The organism is Paenimyroides ceti, from assembly GCF_030409925.1.
The window spans coordinates 772,030-794,723 of the sequence record NZ_JAUFQU010000001.1 but is presented as its reverse complement, the minus strand read 5'-3'; the positions used below and the strand labels follow the sequence as shown (position 1 = coordinate 794,723).

The 22,694-nt window shown below is 39.7% G+C and carries 30 protein-coding genes; 18 read left to right on the top strand and 12 right to left on the bottom strand.

Annotated features, from left to right (window positions below; translation table 11 throughout):
- Positions 1-18: 18 nt before the first annotated feature.
- From QW060_RS03795 to mobA, 5 genes are all read right to left on the bottom strand, one after another.
- Complete coding sequence (locus tag QW060_RS03795; RefSeq protein WP_072938723.1) at positions 19-378, bottom strand: hypothetical protein; 360 nt, start codon at positions 376-378, stop codon at positions 19-21.
- 72 nt (positions 379-450) lie between these two features.
- Complete coding sequence (locus tag QW060_RS03790; RefSeq protein ID WP_290362333.1) at positions 451-807, bottom strand: hypothetical protein; 357 nt, start codon at positions 805-807, stop codon at positions 451-453.
- Positions 808-1,010: 203 nt separating this feature from the next.
- Positions 1,011-3,011, bottom strand: a complete 2,001-nt coding sequence (mobC, locus tag QW060_RS03785) for a conjugal transfer protein MobC (RefSeq protein ID WP_072938729.1) — start codon at positions 3,009-3,011, stop codon at positions 1,011-1,013.
- A gap of 101 nt (positions 3,012-3,112) precedes the next feature.
- Positions 3,113-4,402 (bottom strand): conjugal transfer protein MobB, encoded by a 1,290-nt coding sequence (gene mobB, locus QW060_RS03780; RefSeq protein ID WP_072938732.1) that lies wholly within the window; start codon positions 4,400-4,402, stop codon positions 3,113-3,115.
- A 2-nt stretch (positions 4,403-4,404) separates the two neighbouring features.
- Positions 4,405-4,842, bottom strand: a complete 438-nt coding sequence (gene mobA / locus QW060_RS03775) for a conjugal transfer protein MobA (protein WP_290362332.1) — start codon at positions 4,840-4,842, stop codon at positions 4,405-4,407.
- A 186-nt stretch (positions 4,843-5,028) separates the two neighbouring features.
- Here mobA and QW060_RS03770 point away from each other — a divergent pair, with 186 nt between their 5' ends.
- The gene (locus QW060_RS03770; protein WP_290362331.1) at positions 5,029-5,250 is read left to right on the top strand and encodes a hypothetical protein; all 222 of its coding nucleotides are present in this window, start codon (positions 5,029-5,031) and stop codon (positions 5,248-5,250) included.
- Between the two features lie 106 nt (positions 5,251-5,356).
- Here QW060_RS03770 and QW060_RS03765 read toward each other — a convergent pair whose 3' ends face one another.
- Positions 5,357-5,497 (bottom strand): hypothetical protein, encoded by a 141-nt coding sequence (locus tag QW060_RS03765; RefSeq protein ID WP_290362330.1) that lies wholly within the window; start codon positions 5,495-5,497, stop codon positions 5,357-5,359.
- 43 nt (positions 5,498-5,540) lie between these two features.
- Between QW060_RS03765 and QW060_RS03760 the strand changes: the two genes are divergently transcribed.
- From QW060_RS03760 to QW060_RS03745, 4 genes are read left to right on the top strand one after another with little or no spacing between them, the layout of a single operon-like run.
- Positions 5,541-6,308 carry a ParA family protein gene (locus tag QW060_RS03760; protein WP_003002404.1) on the top strand — a complete coding sequence of 256 codons (768 nt, stop codon included), beginning with the start codon at positions 5,541-5,543 and terminating at the stop codon, positions 6,306-6,308.
- A 12-nt stretch (positions 6,309-6,320) separates the two neighbouring features.
- Positions 6,321-6,725, top strand: coding sequence for a DUF3408 domain-containing protein (locus QW060_RS03755; protein ID WP_002978223.1), 405 nt, complete (start codon positions 6,321-6,323; stop codon positions 6,723-6,725).
- Positions 6,726-6,727: 2 nt separating this feature from the next.
- Positions 6,728-7,363: a hypothetical protein gene (locus QW060_RS03750; protein ID WP_002978226.1), complete on the top strand. Its 636-nt coding sequence runs from the start codon at positions 6,728-6,730 to the stop codon at positions 7,361-7,363.
- A 30-nt stretch (positions 7,364-7,393) separates the two neighbouring features.
- A complete protein-coding gene (locus QW060_RS03745) occupies positions 7,394-8,227 on the top strand; it encodes a hypothetical protein (RefSeq protein WP_115050585.1) in 834 nt (277 codons plus the stop codon).
- Positions 8,228-8,392: 165 nt separating this feature from the next.
- On the opposite strand, the gene merA is transcribed toward QW060_RS03745, so the two are convergent.
- From merA to QW060_RS03715, 6 genes are read right to left on the bottom strand one after another with little or no spacing between them, the layout of a single operon-like run.
- Positions 8,393-10,045 (bottom strand): mercury(II) reductase, encoded by a 1,653-nt coding sequence (gene merA / locus QW060_RS03740; RefSeq protein ID WP_115050584.1) that lies wholly within the window; start codon positions 10,043-10,045, stop codon positions 8,393-8,395.
- A 30-nt stretch (positions 10,046-10,075) separates the two neighbouring features.
- Entirely contained in the window at positions 10,076-10,687 is a 612-nt protein-coding gene (gene merB / locus QW060_RS03735; RefSeq protein ID WP_002978232.1) for an organomercurial lyase, read from the bottom strand.
- A gap of 19 nt (positions 10,688-10,706) precedes the next feature.
- Positions 10,707-11,003: a hypothetical protein gene (locus tag QW060_RS03730; RefSeq protein ID WP_002978236.1), complete on the bottom strand. Its 297-nt coding sequence runs from the start codon at positions 11,001-11,003 to the stop codon at positions 10,707-10,709.
- Between the two features lies 1 nt (position 11,004).
- Complete coding sequence (locus QW060_RS03725; RefSeq protein ID WP_002978237.1) at positions 11,005-11,352, bottom strand: heavy-metal-associated domain-containing protein; 348 nt, start codon at positions 11,350-11,352, stop codon at positions 11,005-11,007.
- A gap of 47 nt (positions 11,353-11,399) precedes the next feature.
- The gene (gene merTP, locus QW060_RS03720; protein ID WP_002978239.1) at positions 11,400-12,005 is read right to left on the bottom strand and encodes a mercuric transport protein MerTP; all 606 of its coding nucleotides are present in this window, start codon (positions 12,003-12,005) and stop codon (positions 11,400-11,402) included.
- On the bottom strand, positions 12,002-12,379 hold the full coding sequence (locus QW060_RS03715; RefSeq protein ID WP_002978241.1) for an ArsR/SmtB family transcription factor: 378 nt from the start codon (positions 12,377-12,379) through the stop codon (positions 12,002-12,004). Before QW060_RS03715 ends, merTP begins: the two co-directional genes overlap by 4 nt.
- A gap of 378 nt (positions 12,380-12,757) precedes the next feature.
- Here QW060_RS03715 and QW060_RS03710 point away from each other — a divergent pair, with 378 nt between their 5' ends.
- The 13 genes from QW060_RS03710 (at position 12,758) to QW060_RS03650 (ending at position 22,664) form a co-directional block, all read left to right on the top strand.
- Positions 12,758-13,063, top strand: a complete 306-nt coding sequence (locus tag QW060_RS03710; RefSeq protein ID WP_034871415.1) for a DUF4134 domain-containing protein — start codon at positions 12,758-12,760, stop codon at positions 13,061-13,063.
- 11 nt (positions 13,064-13,074) lie between these two features.
- A complete protein-coding gene (locus QW060_RS03705) occupies positions 13,075-13,407 on the top strand; it encodes a DUF4133 domain-containing protein (RefSeq protein ID WP_003002417.1) in 333 nt (110 codons plus the stop codon).
- Positions 13,404-15,908, top strand: a complete 2,505-nt coding sequence (locus QW060_RS03700; RefSeq protein ID WP_290362329.1) for a TraG family conjugative transposon ATPase — start codon at positions 13,404-13,406, stop codon at positions 15,906-15,908. Before QW060_RS03705 ends, QW060_RS03700 begins: the two co-directional genes overlap by 4 nt.
- A 28-nt stretch (positions 15,909-15,936) precedes the next feature.
- On the top strand, positions 15,937-16,569 hold the full coding sequence (locus QW060_RS03695) for a DUF4141 domain-containing protein (protein ID WP_037438479.1): 633 nt from the start codon (positions 15,937-15,939) through the stop codon (positions 16,567-16,569).
- Between the two features lie 2 nt (positions 16,570-16,571).
- Entirely contained in the window at positions 16,572-17,567 is a 996-nt protein-coding gene (gene traJ / locus QW060_RS03690) for a conjugative transposon protein TraJ (RefSeq protein WP_002978255.1), read from the top strand.
- A 19-nt stretch (positions 17,568-17,586) separates the two neighbouring features.
- Complete coding sequence (traK, locus tag QW060_RS03685; protein ID WP_002978256.1) at positions 17,587-18,210, top strand: conjugative transposon protein TraK; 624 nt, start codon at positions 17,587-17,589, stop codon at positions 18,208-18,210.
- 11 nt (positions 18,211-18,221) lie between these two features.
- A complete protein-coding gene (locus tag QW060_RS03680) occupies positions 18,222-18,650 on the top strand; it encodes a hypothetical protein (protein WP_156309101.1) in 429 nt (142 codons plus the stop codon).
- 19 nt (positions 18,651-18,669) lie between these two features.
- Positions 18,670-18,954: a nitrogen regulatory IIA protein gene (locus QW060_RS03675; protein ID WP_156309102.1), complete on the top strand. Its 285-nt coding sequence runs from the start codon at positions 18,670-18,672 to the stop codon at positions 18,952-18,954.
- Positions 18,941-20,290, top strand: coding sequence for a conjugative transposon protein TraM (gene traM, locus QW060_RS03670; RefSeq protein WP_290362328.1), 1,350 nt, complete (start codon positions 18,941-18,943; stop codon positions 20,288-20,290). Before QW060_RS03675 ends, traM begins: the two co-directional genes overlap by 14 nt.
- Positions 20,291-20,314: 24 nt before the next feature.
- A complete protein-coding gene (gene traN, locus QW060_RS03665) occupies positions 20,315-21,208 on the top strand; it encodes a conjugative transposon protein TraN (protein WP_290362327.1) in 894 nt (297 codons plus the stop codon).
- Positions 21,209-21,228: 20 nt separating this feature from the next.
- The gene (locus tag QW060_RS03660; RefSeq protein WP_115050578.1) at positions 21,229-21,789 is read left to right on the top strand and encodes a conjugal transfer protein TraO; all 561 of its coding nucleotides are present in this window, start codon (positions 21,229-21,231) and stop codon (positions 21,787-21,789) included.
- A gap of 11 nt (positions 21,790-21,800) precedes the next feature.
- On the top strand, positions 21,801-22,250 hold the full coding sequence (locus tag QW060_RS03655) for a DUF3872 domain-containing protein (protein ID WP_290362326.1): 450 nt from the start codon (positions 21,801-21,803) through the stop codon (positions 22,248-22,250).
- Between the two features lie 138 nt (positions 22,251-22,388).
- Entirely contained in the window at positions 22,389-22,664 is a 276-nt protein-coding gene (locus tag QW060_RS03650) for a molybdenum ABC transporter permease (protein ID WP_290362325.1), read from the top strand.
- The last annotated feature ends 30 nt before the right edge of the window (positions 22,665-22,694 follow it).

Genomic DNA, 22,694 nt, shown 5'->3' with positions numbered 1-22,694 from the left:
TGCTTTGCCCTGCCTTGTTTACTGTTTTACTTTATATGGTCTTTCGTCAGGATTTTCGCAACTTCCTGTGCTTTCAACGGCTGTAAAAATTTCTTTTTCATTTACCAACGCAGGATTGTATTTTACTTCAAAGGTTGTGGTTGTTCCTTGTTTTCCTGATTTGCAACTGCTCACGCCATTTAGCTTTTCAACATTGGCTGAAATCATTTTTAAATCCATAGAACAGGATATGCCCTTAACTTTGACCGAAGTGGTTTTGATGCTATCAGTTGTACACTGACTTTTATCAGAGCCTTTACAACAAGATGTTTGTGCAAATGCAACGTGTGTTGTGGCAGTTAATAATAATGCCACAACGAATAATTTTATGAAATTCATTGTTCTGATTTTAAATTGTTTAACGATAAAAATTTATGCTCCGATTTCTCGGTGCAAAACTCAAAAGGGTTGTTAAACAATTTTAGGCGGTTGCCAAAAGTCAGAAGCGAATTGAGAAGAAAATACTGATTTATAGAAGAAATATCGTTTTGTTGATATTTTGTGCTTGGGTAGAATTTTATAAAAAGGAATAGAAGCGACTTGTAAAAGACAAGAATTACATACTTGAAAAGGATTACAGTTTTTCTCACTATTATCTTTCTTCTGATTGTGGTCGTTTGATTGAATTGGGGCACATTGCCCACCACAACAGCTTTGTTCGGTGTCTGTCTGCAATGAAATAGCTACTATTCCCGGCTTAATCACAAGGAATAAAATATATGTTGTTAATATGTATGCTAAAAATTTCATTACTCTGCGAAGATACACTTAATTCTTGATTTTTTTTTCAATTGTATTACAAAATTCGACAATACAACTTTTGACGAAAATCTTCTTCTGGAAATTTATTAAAATTTCCCATCTTGTTCTGCTTCTTTTTTTAAGTATTATTTACTTAGAAATTATTTCTTCTTTAACAGCAATCTTGGATAAACATAATATTAATACCAAAACTTCTACCAGCGGTGCGATTACCCCTCTTGCACCAAATGCTGTAAATCGGGGTCGCTTTTGATACGCTCCAATTCCGTTTCTATAATCTGTACAATGTCTTGTTTTATCTGACGGTAATTGCTGTCAATATCCTGCTTCATTTTATCTTCTCCGTGTTCATCAACAAAGGATAGGATTTCCGGTATCTTCTGATATACTTTAGTTTCTGCGGCAACCTTTTCATTGTCCACAACAATTTCAGCGTGGAAAATCTTTTGCTCGATGCGTTCATCAAAGTTGTCCGAAACTGAACCTACAAACATACCCTGCGTAAGCGTTGAAATTTTCGATGCAGGAATAAGGCTGTCTAACTGTGTGGATATAGAGGTAGATTTATCATTCCTGTTAATCGTCATACTTTGGCGTTTCTGTAATACTTTCCCGAAGCGTTCCGAAAGACTTTTTGCCGTTTCTCCTACAACCTGCCCACTGAAAATATTACCTACTGTATTTTGGATAACTTTGCTCTCTTTGTCGCCGTAATCCCTTGTTAATTGCGAAAAATCCTGAAATCCTAAACATACTGCCACTTTATTACTTCTGGCAGTTGCAATAAGGTTATCCAGTCCTCTAAAATAAATGGTTGGCAGCTCATCTATGATTACGGAACTCTTTAATTGCCCTTTTTTGTTGATGAGCTTCACAATTCTTGAATTGTATAAGCCCAAAGCTGCGGAGTAGATATTTTGACGGTCGGGATTGTTACCCACGCATAAAATTTTAGGCTCTTTCGGATTGTTGATGTCAAGTGTGAAATCATCCCCAGTCATTACCCAATAGAGTTGCGGGCTAATCATTCTTGATAACGGGATTTTTGCCGATGCAATCTGCCCCTGTAATTGGTCTTGCGCTCCGGATTGCCACGCATCCATAAAAGGTGACAAATAATTTTCCAAATCGGAATATGAGGTTAAAATAGTAAACACGTCTGAATACTTTTTGTTAAGCAATTCAATAGCGTGTGGAAAGGTACAATATTTACCATCCTCATAGATTTTCAGATACCAAATAATGGCAGCTAATAGGATAATTGGGCTTTCCACGAAAAAATCCCCTTGCTTCTGTATCCAGCTTCGATTGAGGTTCAGCATTATGGTATAAGCCGCTTCATAAGCATCAGATATATCCGTCATAAAATCGGGATTAAGTGGATTGCAACGGTGGCTCTTGCGTGGGTCGTCAAAGTTGATGACGTAAAATTTGGGTTGGACTTTGTACTTATCCCGATGCTTCAGTAAGTGATTGTAGGCAATGGTAGAAAGGTCATCAAATTTAAAATCATATATATACATACTAAAGCCTTTCTCAATTTGTTGCTTGATGTAGTTGTTTACGATTGCATAGCTCTTGCCGGAACCCGGTGTGCCTAACACAATCGAGGCTCGAAAAGGATTGACGATATTTATCCAGCCGTTGTTCCATTTTCCTTTGTAATAAAACTTTGTGGGAAGATTGACAGAATATTCGTTTTCCATCAACTTTGTTTCCTGTTGAAAACTCTCGTTCTCATTATTGAAAACATCATCCATCAAATTGGTACGTAGCAATCGGCTCATCCAAACTCCGGCTACCATAAAAGCGATATAGCCTAAACCTGTGGTAAGGATATAAAGGATTGTAGCGGTTAATAACGGTAGCTTTAGTAAAGGGAAATTCAGAAAAAACAGGATAGTACCAATCGCTAAAGCCACATAGATTTTAGACCAAGTTATCTTTTCATTTTTTACTCCTTTAGAACCCAAACAGCTTAATGCCAACAATACCAAAGCAAATAGCTTGGTATATATGGTATGCGAAAACAGCCCTGCCGTTCGCTGAAAATTGCCCAATACTTTGTTGATGATTTCTAAAGTCCAGCCACGTTCTATAAAGAAACCGTAGCAGAACCAATAAAGGTGCATCAGTACCAAAAGGATACTCACTGCCCTCATAAAAGCCATTATTTTGGCTAAACCTGTTAAATCGTCTTCTCCCTGCATTATTTTAATTTTTAATGTTCGGGCGTGAATTTAAAGGCTCTACATAGTGGCTATAAGAATGTGGCAGTCAATGGCGGTGCGTGGCTGTGTTTGGCTGAATACTATTGCTGACCTCTTTTGCGTTTACGTTTCTTCTTCATTTTGTTGGCAAAATCCTGTTCCTCGTAATCTTCGCCCTGTGCTTCGGGCAGTAAACCTCCCAATGCTTCAATCAAACCGTCTTCGTGTTTTTCAGTAGTATTCAGGAAGTCGAACAAATGATGTGGTTCTTCCGCAGGAAGATCTGCATCATTTGATGTGGATATTTTTGGTGGATGTACGGCAGGTTCTTTAATCTCCGATTTGATATTATTGTTCCAATAATCATTAAAGGTATTGGCAGAAAGTTCCTTTGCTAAGCGTGAACCGTTCCAAACCGTTTTAGAATTGTGGTCTATAAAAGTTATCCCGTAAATACGTCCTGTGTCATTTCTACGCACTACTACATTTATACCCTGTTCGGCTAACTGCTTTTTAAAAGCCTGCTCATTACTTGTTGATTTCAGGGCAATAGTAACGGCAGCTTTAATGGTTGGTTTTGTCGGGTGGTCTTTTAAAACCTCTTTGCATTTTGCAAAATGCAATTCCAAAGTCGGTAGCCCTGCGTTTTTTCCGAAAAGCGAAGCCTTGAATGGATGTCCGGCTCTTTCTCCTTTGTCATTTAACGGAATGTATAATAAACCCTGCCGTAGCTGCCCCTGCAATTCGCCCTCCACTTTTTCGGTAGTAACATTGAATAGGGAAAGCAAAGCGTTATATTCTCCCAAAGTTTGGTATTGATAATAATTCGGCAGGTGTCGGACTACTGAAGCTATCTGACTTTTCACATCGCCTGCCCGATAATCTATCGGACGGAAAACCTTGTCGTTCTGCTTGTGTTCCTTATCAGTTGCAGGTATCAACCCGTGTTTACTTTCGAGTTCACGGCACACATTCATAGACCGCATTTTCTCGAACTTGTCCGAAATCTTTTTGCCCTCTTCGTCCACGCAAACTGAAACGATATGGATATGGCTACGGTCAATATCGGTATGTTTGAATACCACAAATGGCTGTTCGCCGTAACCCATTTCCCTCATATACTGCTCTGCCATTTCCCTGTACCTGTCATCGTTTACCTTATCATTCGGGTCGGGATTGAGCGAAATATGCAACGTATGTTTTTCGGTATTGCGGTTGGCTATCAGATAAGGTGCAAAGGATTGGGTTAATTGTGCAACTGAATAATGCCCGTTAGCGGTTTCAATCATCTTGTTGGCAAACAAAATTTTTCCGTTTTCATTCTCCACTTTGAGCTGATTGTATGCTAATGCTCCGTATAAATTTCCGCTTCTGCCGATTTTCGCTATCATTTCTAAGACTGTTTTTTTAGATGTTTTGCTTCAAATTCTTCGGTTATCTGAATGATTTTTTGGCATAGCATCGCCATTTCAGCCGTCTGTTTTTCTAATTTATAAAGGAATGCTGCGGCTTTTTTCTCGGAAAAATTCTTGTATAAAAGCTTTACAATTTGGTTGTAATTGACACCCACAGAACGAAACTGACTGTGAAACGAGGTCAATCGCATATAAAAATCAACCGTTCCCTTGTCAATTTTAACCGATTTCATTTCCTTACTGAACAGCAGGGAAATGATAAACTTTGCTTTATTGGGCATTCCCGATGCTTCAAAAAGCGATAAAAGTTTGGCATTTTCTTCGTCTGTAAGACGGAAAACGTGGCGGTGGATACTTGGGTCGGTTTTTGCCTTCCGTCCGCCTTTATTTTGTTTTCTGTTATTATTCTCATTCATCACTAATCCATTTTAAATTCACACAAAACCTCGACTTCGGAGTGGTTTTTTAAGCTCCCGGCAGGGCAAGTTGTTTTGAGGCACTAACTCGGTTTCGAGTGCCTCAAAACACAACTTGCCGTGTTCCGTTGAACACAAAAATCCGCCCTGCGGGACGGATTAAATGTAACAGGGAAAAACGGCTCGATGCCGTTCCCGTTACCCTCCGATTTGTCAAAAGAATTTTGCATAAATCCATTAATAAAAATCATTGTACAAAGTAAAGCCCTGTTTACGAAAGCATTGTATTGTATAGCAGTGCCAAACACTGCCTTTGAACGCCAAACACTGCCACACCGCAATCAGCGGGCAAATCAATCGCTTTATTTGCCGTATAATTTTAGTGCAGGTAGTAAAAAATGTATCTAAACAGAGAAGAAAATCAAGTTTGCAAACAAGCGGTTTGGAATAAAAGCATAGGGTTTTAAAAGCATAAAACAATAAAAGTGTAAAAGCATAAAAGCGGTAAAGCAATTTACCTGTTGCAAGGTTTGCCACTTACCAAAGAATGTACCTGACAAGGCAAAAATGAAAGCAGATACCTGTGCAGGAAAGTACCCAAAAGGGAATGCAGGAATATAGGAATGAGGTAATAATCAGATAAACCAATATTCAATCCTGCAAAACAAATAAAGTGTGTAACAATAAATTTTTAAATAATGGAAACAACAAAGAAAACTTTAAAAATCAGCTTCTCCACCCAAAAAGGCGGTGTGGGAAAATCTACAATGACCACTTTGCTGGCAAGTGTGCTTCACTACCGTTTAGGTTTTAATGTGCTGGTGATGGACTGTGACTTTCCGCAGCACAGCCTGACCAATATGCGTGAACGGGATAAGAGAACCATAATGCAGAACGACTACCATAAAAAGGCGGCAATGAAGCAGTTTCAAGCCATCAACAAAAAAGCGTACCCGATTATTAAATGCAAAGCTGAAACAGCTTTGGAGAAAGCATCGGAATACAGAAGCCAGTCGGTGGTTGTACCGGATGTTATTTTCTTCGACCTGCCGGGAACAGCCAATACCAAAGGCGTACTGACTACCTTAAAAAAAATGGACTTCATCTTTTCGCCCATTACTGCCGACCGTTTGGTAGTGGAAAGTACATTGAGCTTTACCAAAGCCTTTCTCGGACTTCCAAAAACGGACGAGGGCAATCCCGAACAAGAGATGTGGCTGTTTTGGAACCAAGTGGACGGCAGGGAAAAAACAGGTTTGTATGATGCGTATCAAAGTGTCATCAAAGAACTCAACCTGCCTATAATGGAAACAAGAATAATGGATAGCAAGCGTTTCCGAAAGGAAACAGACGATACAGGTAGTTATGTATTCCGGTCAAGTTTGCTGCCTGCCGAACCACAGTTAATGAAAACAACTAAAATGGATTTGTTTGTCGAGGAATTTTTAAAAATCACTCATCTATAAAAATAGTAAAGTATGGCTTCAGATAACAAAAACAACGATTTTGAAAAGCCCAATGTTGATGAGGAATACCTTATGAACATCATAAGCGGCGATGAGCCTGTTGCTCCACCGAGCAATAACAAAAAGCAGGATGTACCAAAGGAAACAAAGCCCAGGGAAAAAGTCCGTAACAGTTCATCAAAGAAAGCGGACTATGAGGAAACGTTTTTGGTCAATCGGTTTCCATCGGGGCGTAACGGCAAGGTCGTTTACATACGTCCCGAATACCACGAAAGGTTAATCCGCATTGTGCAATTAACAAGAGAAGAAAAGACTACACTCTATTCTTATATCGACAACATCCTTGAACACCACTTTAGGGAGTTTGGGGATGATATTACTGATTATTTCAACGAACGTTTTAAACCCATTTTATAGTTATGGAAATAGTAATTGTGATATGCCTGCTGATTGTGATTGCCCTGCTTGTGCAGGACAAGATTGTAATCAAAAAAAGTTCAGAAAGAAAACCGATACAGGAAAAAAGCAACCCTAAACTGCCCGATATTATGGGGCAACCTAGACCTAAGAGAAGCCTTTCGGTGCCAAACAATGCCACCGAAAGCCAAGTTGAAAAACCAGAAATAAATCCTGATAATTTTGACATAGAATACGACGAAAATGAAAACGTCGGCATTCAAATTCCGCAGGAAGAGCTGGACGAAGTTTTCAGTAATATGCCTGATTTTGGGGAAGAGGAGGAAGAATGGAATAGGTACGAATTATCCGATGGCGATAACGGTTTCGCCCAAGGGGTTACCTTTGAAGAACTAAGCTCCGTGGGGATACTGCTTCAAAAAGAAAAACTGGAGCAATCTCAAAAGGAAACAGCGATAGCTATAGTTCAGAAAATACAGGGAACCGAATTATTCAGCCTTTTGGAAAATTCTATGGAAGGCACTTCTCGTAAAATAGCAGAGCTATTGGATAGTAGCCTTTCTTCTGAAACGGAAACCAGTTCTTCCACTTTGCGGAAAAATGATTTGGAAAATTTCGACATTGGGGAGTTTGTATAGACTTCCCTTTGTCTTTTAAAACAACGAAGTATGGAAAGAGAATTGCCCAGTATAAATATCGAGGGAACAGATTTCTTGATCGATATAAATAAGGTCGAGTTAAGGGAAAAAAACAATCCAGTCAATACCATTTCAATTTACGTAATGAGCGATGTAGAAGATGGCTACGCTTTTAACTATAGTCTACAGGAGAAGAACATTCCGAACCTTATAAGTAACGGAGAAGACACTTCAGTAAAGATACCGGAACTCGTTGTGCTTGATCCAGCAGGAATGGCAGAAAAGTATAAGCTAACACCCCAAGAATTAGAAAATAAAACAGACTTCGACTTGATGGTGGATCAGACGGCATTCAATGACAGAACCCAAAAGGGAATGCTTCCTACAATCAATATTGAAGGTCATACATTTTATGTTGATATACGCATGGATATGCTTCGCCCCAAAGATGATTTCTTGTCAAAAGGAATTGTCTTTGATGAAATAGATCATTATTTCTCCGAGGAAGCGAATGCTTACATCATTCCCTACAACCCTAAAACACGCGAATTTCAAGAGTTAGATTATGATAGTATTCTGGTATTTCCAAAAGACCTTATCGCCGTTCAATTTCCTTTTCAAAGAGATCTTGATCCAATTGGTTGGAACCGAAACGGAGGTTGGAATATCAAAGAAGATTTAAAGCGTATAGGTCTAAAATCTCATTTTGAAGCAAAGACAATTCCCTGGAAGGAAACATTCCTACCACAAATAATAACAGAAAATCTGATGGTGCTGAAAGAAAAAACGATCAAGAAAAAACTCCAAAACAAGTCTGTTTCCTTTTCAAAAAAAGAGCAAGGAAGCAAAGGGCGAAAAATGTAACCTCTTTAAAAGAGGATTAGTAAGAAGCACGTCGAACATCATTTTGTTCGATGTGCTTCTTACTAATAGCTACCAATTAAAATGGCACTCACTGCCAAGTAATTCCTCTCACTATCAATTTTGGAAAACGGTGGAAATTAGGGGCTAAAAGCACAAACCTATTCATCAACTCGCACAACAACTCAACTTTGAGACGTCCTTTCCAAATGTTATGGCTGCTAATTTTATGCCTTCTCCTAATGTCAAATAAGGATAGAAACTCTCAGCCAATTCCCTTACTGTAATACCGTATTTGATAGCCATACTTAATAGTTGAATAAGTTCCCCGCCTTCGGGTGCAACTACTCTTGCACCTATCAGTTTGTCAGTTTCGGTATTGCGAATGAGTTTGATAAAACCCCTTGTGTCGTTTGCTGCAATGGCTCTCGGTACGTCTTTAAGTTCCAGTTTTGAAACTTCAAATGGAATGCCTTTTGATTCTGCCTGTGCTTCATCTAAACCTGCCCCTGCAATTTGTGGGTCAGTAAACACCACCCAAGGTAAAGAAGAATAATCGGCTTTATTATCTGTTCCTGAGAACGCATTTTCAACGGCAATTTTACCTTCAAAAGCGGCTGTATAAACAAATGCAGGGGTGTTGGTTACGTCACCTGCTGCGTAAATGTTAGGTAGATTGGTTTCCATTTTTTCATTTACAGCGATATGTCCGCTTTTGGTGAGTTCCAAACCAATGTTATCTAACCCTAATTGGCTTGTATTGGCTTTTGTGCCTGTGGCAATTACTACCTTACCTTTTTCTATAATTTGCGTAAATGAACCGTCAGCACATTTACAGTGAATGATGGTTTCATTCCCTTGTTTCTCGAATTTCACGGCTCTGAAATTAGGTAAGATTTCAATGCCTTCTTTTCGCATTTGGGTTTCCAATGCTTCACTGATGTCTGGGGTTTGTGTCCGTAGAACACGGTCGGTAAATTCAATGATTCGGACTTTAACGCCTAAACGATTGTACGCCATTGCAATTTCCAAACCTATGTAACCTGCTCCCATAATGGTCAAGCTTTCGGGTTTTTCTTCCAAGTCGAAAAGGGAAACGTTGGTCAAGTAGTCAATTTTGTCCAATCCTTCAATAGTCGGAATGTTGGTCGTAGCTCCCGCAGCAATTAAAAATTTGAAGGCTTTGTATTCCTTGCCATCAACCAAAATGGTTTTGTTGTCTTTGAATTTTGCCCAACCTTTTAGCATAGTCAGGTTTTCAAAATCGCTTACCACATCCATATATTTTTTCTCTTGAAGTGTGGCTACTAATTTTTTCTTGTCTTTGATGATTTGAGCGAAATCAATATCAACTCCTTTTGGCTTGATGCCTTCAAAGTTGGAATGTGTAGCGTGATAAGCCGACTCGCCTGCACGAATAAGATTTTTAGAAGGCACACAACCCACGTTGACACAAGTACCGCCAAAGTCCAAACCACCGTTTACCATTAAGGTCGATAAACCTAAACTTTCGGCTTTGATAGCTGCCGAAAATGCAGCCGAACCACCACCGATAATTATTAAATCAAATTGATTATTCCTACTATTTCCATTTTCAGAAATTTCACTTTTTACACGATAGTTTTTTGTGCCGTTAATGGTATTGATGATTTCTTCTTTACTTGTTTTGGTAGGGTCAAAAGAACATTCACAAGTAGCTTTTGGGTAGCTCACATTGGCTTCTTTAACACCCTCATTTTGTGAAAGCATTTTTTTTATTCCTGTGGCACAATGGTCGCAGGTCATACCTGCAATTTCCAATTTTATTTTTTCTTCTTTCATCTTATTTTTTTAATTTATTTAGGACTATACTTAACAACATTTCATTCCTATGTTTTTAGGCTCAAAGAAATCCTCAAGCGTCAATATTTTTCCATCAGGATTATTTTTTAACCATTGTTTTGCTGTTCTTTCGCTTGCAAAAAATGAAACGTGATTACATAGCGACCCTTTAATATTGCAGGTGTCAACAGATTCTACCCAAGAAATAAATAAAGGATAAGGAGTTGTCCATAATAGCTGACCTCCGTTTATTTGTAATTCTATGAGAGAACTATCAATTGGGTCGGACGAATGAACATTGACTTCCACATCTAACCATTCAGCAAACAGAATGGCATCTACTACACACCATGTGTATAACATCTTACCATTTACAATAAAGCGATGTTTGGTAGGAACTGTAGATAGACCAGAAAATGCAATAATATTTCCTTGTACATCGGTTTCGCCCAGTTTATTCAAAATAGCGTCCGCTTTATCTTTGGACACTTTTATTAGTTTATAAAATCTGTTTTTAGATATAGAACTGCCTTGCATCAATTCTTGAAATATTCGTAAAATAAAATCGCTATTCTTTATCTTAAATTCAGAAAAAAGAATGTCGTTTAATTGACCGTCAATATATTTTCGTTGATTTTTCATAAGTTTTCTATTTTGGGTTTTACTGCAAACATGCTTTACTTCCTATAATATCGCCATCTGATGCACTCCAGATATAAGAAAGACCATCTCCTGTTGCTGTAGCTGTTACTTTTGTGGTTGCCCCAATCGCAATGGTGCTTTGTTCCGCACTCAAATCTGTGTAAGAAATGGTCGAAGTACCTGTTGGGGTGGAAGAATTAGTACCGGGAGTTGAAGAATTTGTTGGTTTTACTTCCGGTTCCTGTACTTCTTTATTACAACTAGCTACTATCATCCCGATAGTAACAATGCCTAAAATTAATTTTACAGTTTTCATATTATTTAGAATTTTCTTTAATGATTTCGGCTTTATAACCTGTTTTTTCAATTACTTTTATGATAGCTTCAGGATTTGTTTTGCTTGGGTCGTACTGGATAGTTGCCAAATCGCCCGGATATTCCACTTTGTGTTCAATAATGCCGTCCACTTCTTTGAGGGCATTTGAAATATGGTTGGAACAACCTGCACAAGTCATTCCCGTGATTTTCAGTTGCAGGGTCTTACCTTCTTGCTGGTTTGTATTTGCTGTTTGTGCTTTACTGTCAGTCGGTTTGCAACATTGAGCATTAAGCTGAGCAATTCCAATTAGGAACAAAGCACTCAATAGAATTAAATTCTTTTTCATAGTATAATTATTTAATTAAGTTCTTAAATACGAGGGGCAAAAAAATACTATTTCTTGCCAACCACTTTGTAACCTGTACCGTTGATGGCTTCTTCAATTTGAGCAAGACTCACTTTGGTTTGGTCAAATTCTACTTTGGCAGTCGCTTCTTCATAAATCGCATCTACCTTAACAATGCCTGGCAATTTGTTCACATCATTTTCTACGTGTGAAGCACAACCATTGCAAGTCATTCCTTTTACATCAAAAGTTACCGTTTGGATGTCAGAAGCATTGACGATTACAACTTCCTTGTTGTCGTTTGAAGGATAGAAAATGTGTGCGTAGTTCGGAAAAGCGAGCATCAAGGCTGCAAATACGGTTACAATTCCCAAGAATGTTTTGGTCTGCATAAAGGGTTTCTTTTCGTCTTCTTCGCAATCACATTGAATTTCTTCGGCTGTTCGTGGTTTAAGTTTCTGATACCAAGCAAAACCCAACACCAAAACAGTGATACCGATTAGATAAGGTCTTGCTGGTTCCATCCACGAAAATGTAGATGCCACTCCTGACGCTCCTGAAATAAGAGCCAATACAGGTGTAATGCAGCAAAGTGATGCTGCTACTGCCGAAAGCACTCCCGCTCCGACAAATCTGTTGTTTTTCTTGTTCATACTGTTTCCTTTTTTGAATTGTTTATGATGTGTTTAAAAAATGGACGAAGTAAAGTCAGTTGCTCTTGTTTCAAAGAGTAGAAAATGGTTTGTCCTTCTCTTCTCCCTTCAATGACGTTTCCGTCTTTTAGTTTTCTGAGGTGTTGCGAAACGGCAGGAATGCTCATTCCGAGAATGTCTGAAAGGTCGCAAGGGCAGAGTTCGTTTTCTTCTTCTAAGAGAAATAAGATTTTCAACCTTACTTCGTTTCCTGCCAATGCTAAAAGTCCACTCAGTTGGCTGAATGCCTTGTCGTTGGTTTGAAGTATTACTCTACAATTGTCTATTTGAACCTTGTCGGCAAACACACGGATACACGATTGATTGTTTTCCATAATTTCCTTGTTTAGGATTTAATAACGCAGCAAAAATACAAATAGTTTTCTTATTTAAGCAAATACTTAAATGATAATTTTAATAAATCTTTTTTTTAAGCGGTGGGTCTCTTGGGACTTTGTTAAGGGGATAAATAAATACCCAGTGTCTTTTTAGGATAATGGAAAACTTATAAAATCATAAGGGAGAAATTTTATCAGCTATTCTGTATCGAAATGTTTGGCATTTTTTCATGCTCCATTATCAACTATAACGCCACTCACTGCCAAATCATTCCTTTGACTGTCACTTTATTATAACGCCTTGATTTCTGAAACACCTTTGTTCAGAAAGCCCGCGAGAAGTGGGAATACAATAACAAATTAATGTGTTTAATCATGAAAAAACAAAGAAAAAAAGTTTTGCTGGCAGCTACATTGATGCTCTCAGGAATCGGTGCATTCGCCCAGGGAAATGGTACAGCAGGTATCACAGAAGCTACCCAAATGGTCACCTCTTATTTCGATCCCGCCACACAGCTTATCTACGCTATTGGTGCCGTAGTAGGACTCATCGGAGGTGTTAAAGTGTACAACAAGTTCAGTAGCGGAGATCCCGATACCAGTAAAACGGCGGCATCGTGGTTCGGTGCCTGTATCTTCCTTATTGTAGCTGCTACCATTCTTCGTTCATTTTTCCTTTAATCCTTTGCCCTATGAGTAATTACAACATCAACAAAGGCATTGGAAGAACAGTAGAATTTAAGGGACTGAAAGCGCAGTACCTATTCATCTTCGCCGGCGGATTACTTGGGACATTGATCCTGGTCATGATACTTTACATGGCTGGGGTTAATTCTTACATCTGTCTGTCTTTAGGAATTGGTGGTGCTTCGCTAATTGTATGGCAGACCTTTTCACTCAATCAAAAGTATGGTGAACACGGATTGATGAAAATCGGCGCAATAAAAAGGCATCCCCATTACATCATCTGTCGCAAGCCTGTGCATCGTTATTTAAAGTCCACCTCTAAATCAACTGCCGTATGAGAAATGTAGCAAAAGTCACTACGTTGGAAAATAAGTTTCCTTTGTTGGCAGTAGAAAATAATTGTATCCTGTCCAAGGATGCAGATATTACCGCTTGTTTTGAAGTACGCTTACCAGAACTATTCACAGTAGCTTCTGCGGAATACGAAGCGATTCATTCCGCTTGGCATAAAGCTATCAAGACCTTGCCCGATTATACGGTCATCCATAAACAAGACTGGTACATTAAGGAAAACTATGCACCAGATATTGCTGGTGAGAATTTAAGTTTTTTAGGCAAATCCTACCAACAACATTTCAACGAACGCCCTTTCTTGAACCATTATTGCTATTTATTCCTGACCAAAACTACCAAAGATCGGATGCGGATGCAAAGCAATTTCTCTTCGCTCTGCAAAGGTACGCTGATACCAAAGGAAATCAGAGATAAGGAAGCAATCCACCGTTTTATGGAAGCCGTTGCGCAGTTTGAACGTATCGTGAATGATAGTGGTTTCATAAGCCTACGACGCCTGAGTGAAAACGATATCATCGGTAAAGATGAAAAACAGGGGTTATTAGAACAGTACCTCACCTTGTCAAGAGATGCAGGGACACCCATGCAGGACATCGCATTAGGAGCCGAAGAAGTTCGTATCGGGAACAAAAGGTTATGCTTGCACACCTTATCCGATACGGACGACCTGCCCGGAACGGTATCAGCGGATACTCGTTACGAAAAACTATCTACTGATCGAAGTGATTGTCGTTTGTCATTCGCCGCACCTGTGGGCTTGTTGTTAAACTGCAACCACATTTACAACCAATATTTGTTTTTGGATAACAGCGAAGCCAGTCTACAAAAGTTTGAGAAGTCCGCAAGGAATATGCACTCACTGGCTCGTTACAGTCGTGCCAACCAAATCAACAAAGAGTGGATAGAAAAGTACCTAAACGAAGCCCACAGTTTTGGGCTATCTTCTGTTCGTGCTCACTTCAACATTATGGCGTGGTCGGATGATCCGGCAGAACTGAAACAGCTAAAAAATGATTGTGGAAGTGCTTTAGCATTGATGGAATGTAAACCCAGACACAACACTACGGATGTAGCAACATTGTACTGGGCAGGAATGCCGGGTAATGCAGGTGATTTTCCGAGTGAGGAAAGCTTTTACACGTTCATAGAGCCAGCTTTGTGCTTTTTTACAGAAGAAACCAATTACCATAATTCACCATCGCCATTCGGGATAAAAATGGCTGACCGATTAACGGGGAAGCCTATCCATTTGGATATTTCAGATTTGCCGATGAAACGTGGAATTATTACCAATCGTAATAAGTTCATACTCGGCCCATCAGGTTCTGGTAAATCTTTCTTCACAAACCATATGGTACGACAGTATTACGAACAAGGCGCTCACGTTTTGCTTGTTGACACTGGTAATTCTTATCAAGGATTATGCGAACTCATTAAAGGTAAAACCAAAGGCGAAGACGGTGTTTACTTCACCTATACCGAAGATAATCCGATTGCTTTTAATCCTTTCTATACCGATGATGGCGTGTTCGATATTGAGAAGCGTGAAAGCGTCAAGACTTTGATATTGACCCTTTGGAAACGTGATGATGAACCACCAACTCGCTCAGAAGAAGTAGCATTATCAAATGCTGTATCAGGCTATATCGAACGCATCAAACAAGAAGATGTTTACCCATCATTCAACGGCTTCTATGAGTATGTAAAAGGCGATTACCGAAAGGTACTCGAAGAAAAACAGGTAAGGGAGAAAGACTTTGACATTGCCAATTTCCTGAACGTACTCGAACCCTACTACAAAGGTGGTGAGTATGATTATCTGTTAAACTCTGATAAGCAGTTAGACTTGTTGAGTAAGCGTTTTATCGTATTTGAAATTGATGCGATTAAAGACCACAAAATCCTCTTTCCCATAGTTACCATTATCATTATGGAAGTCTTCATTAACAAGATGCGTAGGCTGAAAGGCATCCGAAAGCTGATACTAATTGAAGAAGCGTGGAAAGCGATTGCGAAGGAAGGTATGGCAGAATATATAAAGTATTTGTTTAAAACGGTTAGGAAGTTTTTCGGTGAAGCCATCGTGGTAACGCAGGAGGTGGATGACATCATCCAGTCGCCCATTGTTAAGGAAAGTATCATTAACAACAGTGATTGTAAAATCCTTTTAGACCAACGCAAGTATATGAACAAGTTTGATGATATACAGGCGATGTTGGGGCTTACAGATAAGGAAAAAGGGCAGGTACTTTCTATCAATATGAACAACGATGCAAGCCGACTTTACAAAGAGGTTTGGATAGGCTTAGGTGGTACGCACTCGGCAGTCTATGCCACCGAAGTTAGTTTGGAGGAATACCTTGCTTACACCACCGAAGAAACCGAAAAAATGGAAGTGATGCAGCTTGCTGCTGAACTGGACGGCAATGTAGAACTCGCCATCAAGCATATCGCAATGCAAAGGCGTGACAAAATAAATCAATAATCAATTAACATTTTAAAATTTAGAAGCAATGAAAAAAATCTTTTTTACAGTGTGTACGGCATTAATGCTCGCCGTAGCACCGTCAGCTAAAGCCCAATTTGTAGTAACTGACCCTGCAAATCTGGCATCAGGAATTATCAACAGTGCGAACGAAATCATACAGACTTCTTCCACCGTGAGCAATGTGGTAAAGAACTTCAACGAAGTGAAGAAAGTGTACGACCAGGGCAAGGAATATTACGATAAGCTGAAAGCTATCAACAACCTTGTGAAAGATGCCCGTAAAGTACAGCAAACCGTATTGTTGGTAGGCGATGTGTCCGAAATATATGTTCAGAACTTTGGAAAAATGATGAACGACCCCAATTTTACACCACAGGAATTGGTTGCAATCGGCAACGGTTATTCGGCACTGCTCAATGAAAGTACCGAACTGCTGAAAGAATTGAAGCAGATTATAACCTCGTCAAGTCTTTCCCTGAACGATAAAGAACGTATGGATGTAATTGACCGTGTGTACAAAGAAGTTAAGGATTACCACAGCCTTGTTCGCTACTACACGAATAAGAACATTTCTGTAAGCTATCTAAGAGCGAAAAAGAAAAACGACGCACAGAGAGTGCTTGAACTCTACGGAACTTCTAACCAAAAATACTGGTAAAAATGGAATGGGATAATCTTCACGAACTCCTTCGTTCACTTTACGATGATATGATGCCACTTGCTGGTGATATGGCGGCTGTGGCTAAAGGATTGGCTGGATTGGGTGCGTTGTTCTATGTAGCATTAAAGGTTTGGCAGGCTTTAAGCCGAGCCGAGCCTATCGATGTGTTTCCGTTACTGCGTCCATTCGCTCTGGGTCTTTGTATAATGTTCTTTCCAACCATCGTGTTGGGAACCATTAATGCAGTATTAAGCCCGGTAGTTACAGGAACTCACGCCATACTCGAAGACCAGGTGCTTGACCTCAACCAACTCCAGCAACAGAAAGACCAATTGGAATACGAAGCAATGGTACGAAATCCCGAAACCGCCTATATGGCATCAGACGAAGAGTTTGATAAAAAACTGGATGAATTAGGATGGTCGCCTTCCGATGTTGGTACAATGGCAGGAATGTATATGGACAGGCAAGCCTACAAGATAGAGAAAGCAATAAAGGATTGGTTTCGCAATTTATTGGAAATACTCTTTCAGGCGGCGGCTTTAGTTATTGATACCATACGAACATTTTTCCTGATAGTCCTTTCGATACTGGGGCCAATAGCTTTTGCTATTTCCGTTTGGGACGGATTTCAGTCAACGCTCACGCAATGGATCACGAGGTATGTAAGTGTTTACCTGTGGCTTCCTGTTTCCGATTTGTTCAGTTCGATGTTGGCAAGAATACAATCCCTCATTTTAGAACGGGATATAGCAATGCTTGCCGATCCAACTTACATACCCGATACGAGCAATACGGTGTACATCATCTTTATGATTATCGGTATCGTTGGCTACTTCACAATTCCAACAGTAACAGGTTGGGTAATCCAAGCCGGAGGTGCAGGAAACTTTACTCGTAATGTAAATCAAACAGCGATGAAGGCAGGAAACCTTGCAGGTGCTGGTGCAGGATCTACAGTAGGAAACATCGGCGGTAAACTGATGAATAAATAACAATAAATCATTAAAAAAAATGGAATTTAAAACGCTAAGAAATATCGAAAACAGCTTTAGGCAGATAAGACTATATGCCATTGTGTTTGCGGTTCTCTGCATTGGCGTGGTAGGATATGCCGTATGGCAGTCCTACCGCTTTGCAGAAGAACAACGCCAAAAAATCTATGTATTGGATAACGGCAAATCTTTGATGCTTGCCTTATCGCAGGATGCGAGCATCAACCGACCTGTGGAAGCAAGAGAACACGTTAGAAGGTTTCACGAACTGTTCTTTACACTTGCTCCCGACAAAAACGCTATAGAAAGCAATATGAGCAGGGCATTCAATCTTGCTGACAAAAGTGCCTTCGACTACTATAAAGACTTGTCGGAAAAAGGCTATTACAGTCGTATTATATCAGGAAATGTACAGCAACGCATCGAAGTAGATAGTGTGGTCTGCAATTTCGATACCCATCCTTATGCGGTACGAACCTATGCAAAACAATTCATCATTCGGTCAAGCAATGTAACCAGACGTAACTTGATTACTTCCTGCTACCTAGTCAACTCCGTTCGCTCTGACAACAACCCACAAGGCTTCAATATCGAAAAATTTGCAGTCGTGGAAAACAGGGATATAGAAGTCATCGAACGCTAAAAAATAATCTTATGGAAGTATTATCAGATTTAAACACGTTCGCAAAAATCCTTACAGAAAAAGGATATAACGGCTATTTCCATACGCAGGGTGCGTATGCCGGAAAGCTGAAAGAAAGCATCAGCGATTACCTTGAAAGTTACCAAAAAGGTACAGACAGTTTACCCAAACAGGATTTATTGTTGACAGGCTATCTGCAATGGTTGGGAGAAGACAAGCCCCGTGTAGAATGCAGTATGTGGGTAAAGTACCTGAACGGCAAATTCTCATTGAGCCGAATGGAAATAGCCAAGAAAGACAGCTTTGGGCAACTGCTTAAAAAATCGGAATTGACAAACCTTTCAATCATATCTGCACCCAAATTAACTGAAGCGATCGCACTGGTCAATGATGAACAGAAACAAAATCTGGGCTCAAGTTCAAAACGGTTCAAGCTCTAACATCAGAAATAATAAGAATATGAAAAAACTAAGAGCAAATATGGACACGTATTTTGACAAGCTTGATGAACGTTGGCAGACGTTACCAGTACGCAAACAGCACCAATATACCCTGTGCTTTTTTGTGGGATATCTACTGCTTACCGCAGGTGTAATTTTCAAAGTCTGGTACGATACAAAGTCTGGAAACGATATGATCATAGAGCATATCGAAAACCCTGTCCTCAAAAAAAATGGAAGTCCTGCAAGATTGCAGGATAGTGTATCAACAATTTTAAAAAATAAAATTTATGAAAGAAAATGAGAACAAAAAGTCAGTTGTTCGGGTAACGGAGGGGAACTCGACAGCAACTGCTGATGTGTTGCAAGACGGCACACAGAATAATAAGGAGAAGCTCAAAAAGCCCTTAATCTTTGGTTTAATGTCGATTGTTTTCGTGGGTTGTATGTACCTCATATTTAAACCATCCGAAGACAAAAAGACAATTGAAAATGTAGGGCTGAACGATGCGGTACCAGAGGCTACTGGAACTGGAATGCCTGCCGACAAAGGCAAGGCGTATGAACAGGAAATGCTCGAACGCAAAGAGCAGGAAAAACGCAATGCATTGGCTACACTTTCAGACTACTGGAATACAGAAGACAAAGAAGAGCCAACCGACGAACCGTTTAATGAAGAAGAGGAAAACAACAGCTTTGGCGGTAGTGGGAGAAATTCGGAAAGAAGCAGTAATCCTGCTTTGAACAGCTATCGAAATAGCCAAAGCGCATTGAGTTCCTTTTATCAAGATGATAACGCTGAAACAATGGAACTGCGTAAGCAGGTGGACGAATTGAAAGAAAAATTATCAGAAAAGGATGTGCCACCTGTGGCCACAGTTGATGACCAATTGAAGCTAATGGAGAAATCCTATGAAATGGCAGCAAAGTATCTGCCAAAAAATGCGAATACCGAAAATTCAACACCTGCTAATGGTGCTGTTCCGGGTGCTGTTGGTGTTGCGGGTGCTAACCAAAAAGAGCATTTTGTATCGTTTACGCCTGCAAGAAAGAATGCTGTATCAGCCCTGTACCGTGAACCTACGGACAGTGCTTTTTTAGCCGATTGGAGCGAAACAAAGAACCGTGGTTTTTATACCGCTGGTTCTGTTGAGCAGGTGATACAGCCTAAAAACAGTATCAAAGCCTGTGTACACGATGCCCAAACAGTAGTTGGCGAAACAGGTGTGCGTTTACGATTATTAGAGCCTGCAAAAACACCGAGCCGTACCATTCCAAAAGGAACGATTTTAACGGCTAATGCGAAATTTCAGGGAGGGCGTTTACAACTAAAAGTTACCTCGATAGAACTGGAGGGCAATATCATCCCGGTAGATATAACCATTTACGATTTGGACGGACAGCAAGGCTTGTACGTTCCGTATTCGCCGGAAATGAATGCCCTTACCGAAATGGCAGGCAATATGAGCCAAACTGGTGGAACGAGCGTAATGCTCACGCAGAATGCCGGACAGCAGGTTGCAGCAGATCTTAGTCGTGGCGTGGTACAGGGAATTTCGGGCTATTTTGCTAAAAAGGTAAGAACCCCAAAAGTTACGCTGAAAGCAGGACATCAGGTCTTCTTGGTATCTAAAAAATAATGTTGAACTCAAATAAATAAAACAATGAAAAATCATTTAAAAACCTTTTGGGCAATTGCCCTGATACTCGGCTTTGCCGTACAATCTTTTGCACAAGACAGCATCAGAACTCCGCTTGCATTAGGCAAGATAGAACCGTATAAAATGGAAGTTACCTACGATAAAACTTCGCACTTGATTTTTCCGACCGCTATCCGTTATGTGGATTTGGGAAGCGAATATCTGATTGCAGGAAAAGCAGAAGATGCAGAAAATGTGTTACGTGTTAAAGCAACGGTAAGGGATTTTGAACCTGAAACCAATTTTTCAGTCATTACGAATGACGGACGTTTTTACAGCTTTAATGTGTATTACAGTTCTTACCCGGAGGCAATGAGCTACGACCTACTTACAATGCAAAAGGCAGTGGATAAAGCCAATGGAAACGATGTGCTTTTTGAAGAATTGGGCAATAATTCGCCTTCACTAGCAGGCTTGCTATTAGAAACAATTTACAAAAATGATAATCGGATTGTAAAGCACATTGGGGCTAAAAGTTTCGGCATTCAGTTTGTTCTCAAAGGCATTTATATCCACAACGGCAAATACTATTTCCATACGGAATTGAGAAATAAAACCAATGTGCCTTTCCAGATTGATTTTATCAATTTCAAAGTAGTAGATAAAAAGGTAGCCAAACGTACAGTTGTACAGGAACGCCCGATGATACCATTACGCACTTACAAACCTTTGGACGAGATTGGCGGGAAACTAACCGAACAAAACGTGTTCCTGTTAGACCAATTTACCATTGCCGATGACAAGGTACTGTTGATTGAGATTTTCGAGAAGAACGGTGGCAGACATCAAACTTTGCAGGTAGAAAATTCGGATTTGATAAAAGCTCGTTTAATAAACGATATGCACCTAAAATTTTAATAACATTTTAATCCAATAATATGAAAAAGTATATCTATACCGTGATGCTCATCTTGATGGCCATCACGGTTACACAGGCACAAAGAATGCTCCCAAAACAGAAAGGACTGGAAGTAAGTACAGGTGTAGTATCCAACGATAAAATTGGTAATGATTATTACCTCAATATTGGAATGACCGTGAACGGTAAAAACGGGAACTATCAGCTTTGGGCATTGGAATACACCCACCAATACCACGACTACAAAGACCTCCGCATACCGCAGGAAACCTACACTTCCGAAGGCGGCTACAGTTTCTTCCTTTTGGGCGATGCTCGTAAAAACATTACGCTGAACTTCGGAATAACAGGTGTTGTCGGTTATGAAAGCATCAATCGTGGCGAAGCGATGTTGTATGACGGAGCAAAGATTTTGAGCGAGGATAACTTCATCTACGGAGCTGGTGGACGGCTCACTCTTGAAACATATCTATCAGACCGTTTTGTGTTAATCCTGCAAGGACGCACAAAAGTATTTTGGGGTACGGACTTAGAGCAATTCCGACCATCCGCAGGTGTAGGATTAAGGTTTAATTTTTAAAACATAAAACGATGATAGCAATATTAAATAAATTCAGAATAGGATTACTGCCGATATATGTAATGCTGGCAATCCTCACAGCTTCGGTTACGTTGGTATCTTGTAGCAAAGATGATGAACTCGAAATACAGAACGATTTTCCTTTCGAGGTAAATGTAATGCCAGTACCTAAAGATGTTGCCAACGGGCAGACGGTAGAAATACGCATTACCATACAGCGTACAGGCAATTACAGCAACACGCAGTATTTTCTCCGCTACTTTCAGTTTGACGGACAGGGAACGTTACAATACTACGATGAACCACCATACCTGCCGAACGATTTATACCCGTTACCGACAGAGCAGTTTCGATTGTACTATACTTCAACATCTACCGTATCACAATCCTTTGAGGTTTGGATTTCGGACAGCTTCGGGAACGAAAAGCAATTGAGCTTTCAGTTTAACAGTAGTGATTAAAAGCAGTATTTCATTTCATAAAAACGGCTTATCTGATTGGTAAGTCGTTTTCTATTTACAGCGCATTGGCTTATGTGCATTTTACTGGCTCATCAATATTTCTTAAATTTATACTTGTGAAATTAAAAATGTGAGGATATGGTTGCATCATTGGTTATAGGGGTAATATTTTTGGTTGCAGGCTTGGGACTTCGTTACTGGATTAACCGAAGAAAGTTTTACAGGCGCAGACCTATGGGAGCAGAGGGTTTTTCATCTTATGAAAGTTCGGTTTTCATTAAATTGATTGAAAAGGTTGGCAAATGGGTAGCCTATGCACTGATTATATTCGGGCTATTGTCGTTATGGGTTTATTCCCGTGAGAAAAAAGAAATTAAAACAGAGCAGCCAATCCCGACAATAAATCATAACTAAACTTATCATTTAACTATTTTTGTAGGATAA

Bases quoted from the DNA above. Each gene is read 5' to 3' on its own strand.
- merB (WP_002978232.1), bottom strand. From the start codon at position 10,687: ATGAAAAATCAACGAAAATATATTGACGGTCAATTAAACGACATTCTT.
- QW060_RS03650 (WP_290362325.1), top strand. From the start codon at position 22,389: ATGGTTGCATCATTGGTTATAGGGGTAATATTTTTGGTTGCAGGCTTG.
- merA (WP_115050584.1), bottom strand. From the start codon at position 10,045: ATGAAAGAAGAAAAAATAAAATTGGAAATTGCAGGTATGACCTGCGAC.
- QW060_RS03675 (WP_156309102.1), top strand. From the start codon at position 18,670: ATGAAAAAACTAAGAGCAAATATGGACACGTATTTTGACAAGCTTGAT.
- QW060_RS03700 (WP_290362329.1), top strand. From the start codon at position 13,404: ATGAGAAATGTAGCAAAAGTCACTACGTTGGAAAATAAGTTTCCTTTG.
- merTP (WP_002978239.1), bottom strand. From the start codon at position 12,005: ATGAACAAGAAAAACAACAGATTTGTCGGAGCGGGAGTGCTTTCGGCA.
- traJ (WP_002978255.1), top strand. From the start codon at position 16,572: ATGGAATGGGATAATCTTCACGAACTCCTTCGTTCACTTTACGATGAT.
- QW060_RS03705 (WP_003002417.1), top strand. From the start codon at position 13,075: ATGAGTAATTACAACATCAACAAAGGCATTGGAAGAACAGTAGAATTT.
- QW060_RS03710 (WP_034871415.1), top strand. From the start codon at position 12,758: ATGAAAAAACAAAGAAAAAAAGTTTTGCTGGCAGCTACATTGATGCTC.
- QW060_RS03660 (WP_115050578.1), top strand. From the start codon at position 21,229: ATGAAAAAGTATATCTATACCGTGATGCTCATCTTGATGGCCATCACG.
- traK (WP_002978256.1), top strand. From the start codon at position 17,587: ATGGAATTTAAAACGCTAAGAAATATCGAAAACAGCTTTAGGCAGATA.
- QW060_RS03750 (WP_002978226.1), top strand. From the start codon at position 6,728: ATGGAAATAGTAATTGTGATATGCCTGCTGATTGTGATTGCCCTGCTT.
- QW060_RS03655 (WP_290362326.1), top strand. From the start codon at position 21,801: ATGATAGCAATATTAAATAAATTCAGAATAGGATTACTGCCGATATAT.
- traM (WP_290362328.1), top strand. From the start codon at position 18,941: ATGAAAGAAAATGAGAACAAAAAGTCAGTTGTTCGGGTAACGGAGGGG.
- QW060_RS03725 (WP_002978237.1), bottom strand. From the start codon at position 11,352: ATGAAAAAGAATTTAATTCTATTGAGTGCTTTGTTCCTAATTGGAATT.
- QW060_RS03745 (WP_115050585.1), top strand. From the start codon at position 7,394: ATGGAAAGAGAATTGCCCAGTATAAATATCGAGGGAACAGATTTCTTG.
- QW060_RS03795 (WP_072938723.1), bottom strand. From the start codon at position 378: ATGAATTTCATAAAATTATTCGTTGTGGCATTATTATTAACTGCCACA.
- traN (WP_290362327.1), top strand. From the start codon at position 20,315: ATGAAAAATCATTTAAAAACCTTTTGGGCAATTGCCCTGATACTCGGC.
- QW060_RS03695 (WP_037438479.1), top strand. From the start codon at position 15,937: ATGAAAAAAATCTTTTTTACAGTGTGTACGGCATTAATGCTCGCCGTA.
- QW060_RS03680 (WP_156309101.1), top strand. From the start codon at position 18,222: ATGGAAGTATTATCAGATTTAAACACGTTCGCAAAAATCCTTACAGAA.
- QW060_RS03770 (WP_290362331.1), top strand. From the start codon at position 5,029: ATGCCGTTCCCGTTACCCTCCGATTTGTCAAAAGAATTTTGCATAAAT.
- mobA (WP_290362332.1), bottom strand. From the start codon at position 4,842: ATGAATGAGAATAATAACAGAAAACAAAATAAAGGCGGACGGAAGGCA.
- QW060_RS03715 (WP_002978241.1), bottom strand. From the start codon at position 12,379: ATGGAAAACAATCAATCGTGTATCCGTGTGTTTGCCGACAAGGTTCAA.
- mobC (WP_072938729.1), bottom strand. From the start codon at position 3,011: ATGCAGGGAGAAGACGATTTAACAGGTTTAGCCAAAATAATGGCTTTT.
- QW060_RS03755 (WP_002978223.1), top strand. From the start codon at position 6,321: ATGGCTTCAGATAACAAAAACAACGATTTTGAAAAGCCCAATGTTGAT.
- QW060_RS03760 (WP_003002404.1), top strand. From the start codon at position 5,541: ATGGAAACAACAAAGAAAACTTTAAAAATCAGCTTCTCCACCCAAAAA.
- QW060_RS03730 (WP_002978236.1), bottom strand. From the start codon at position 11,003: ATGAAAACTGTAAAATTAATTTTAGGCATTGTTACTATCGGGATGATA.
- mobB (WP_072938732.1), bottom strand. From the start codon at position 4,402: ATGATAGCGAAAATCGGCAGAAGCGGAAATTTATACGGAGCATTAGCA.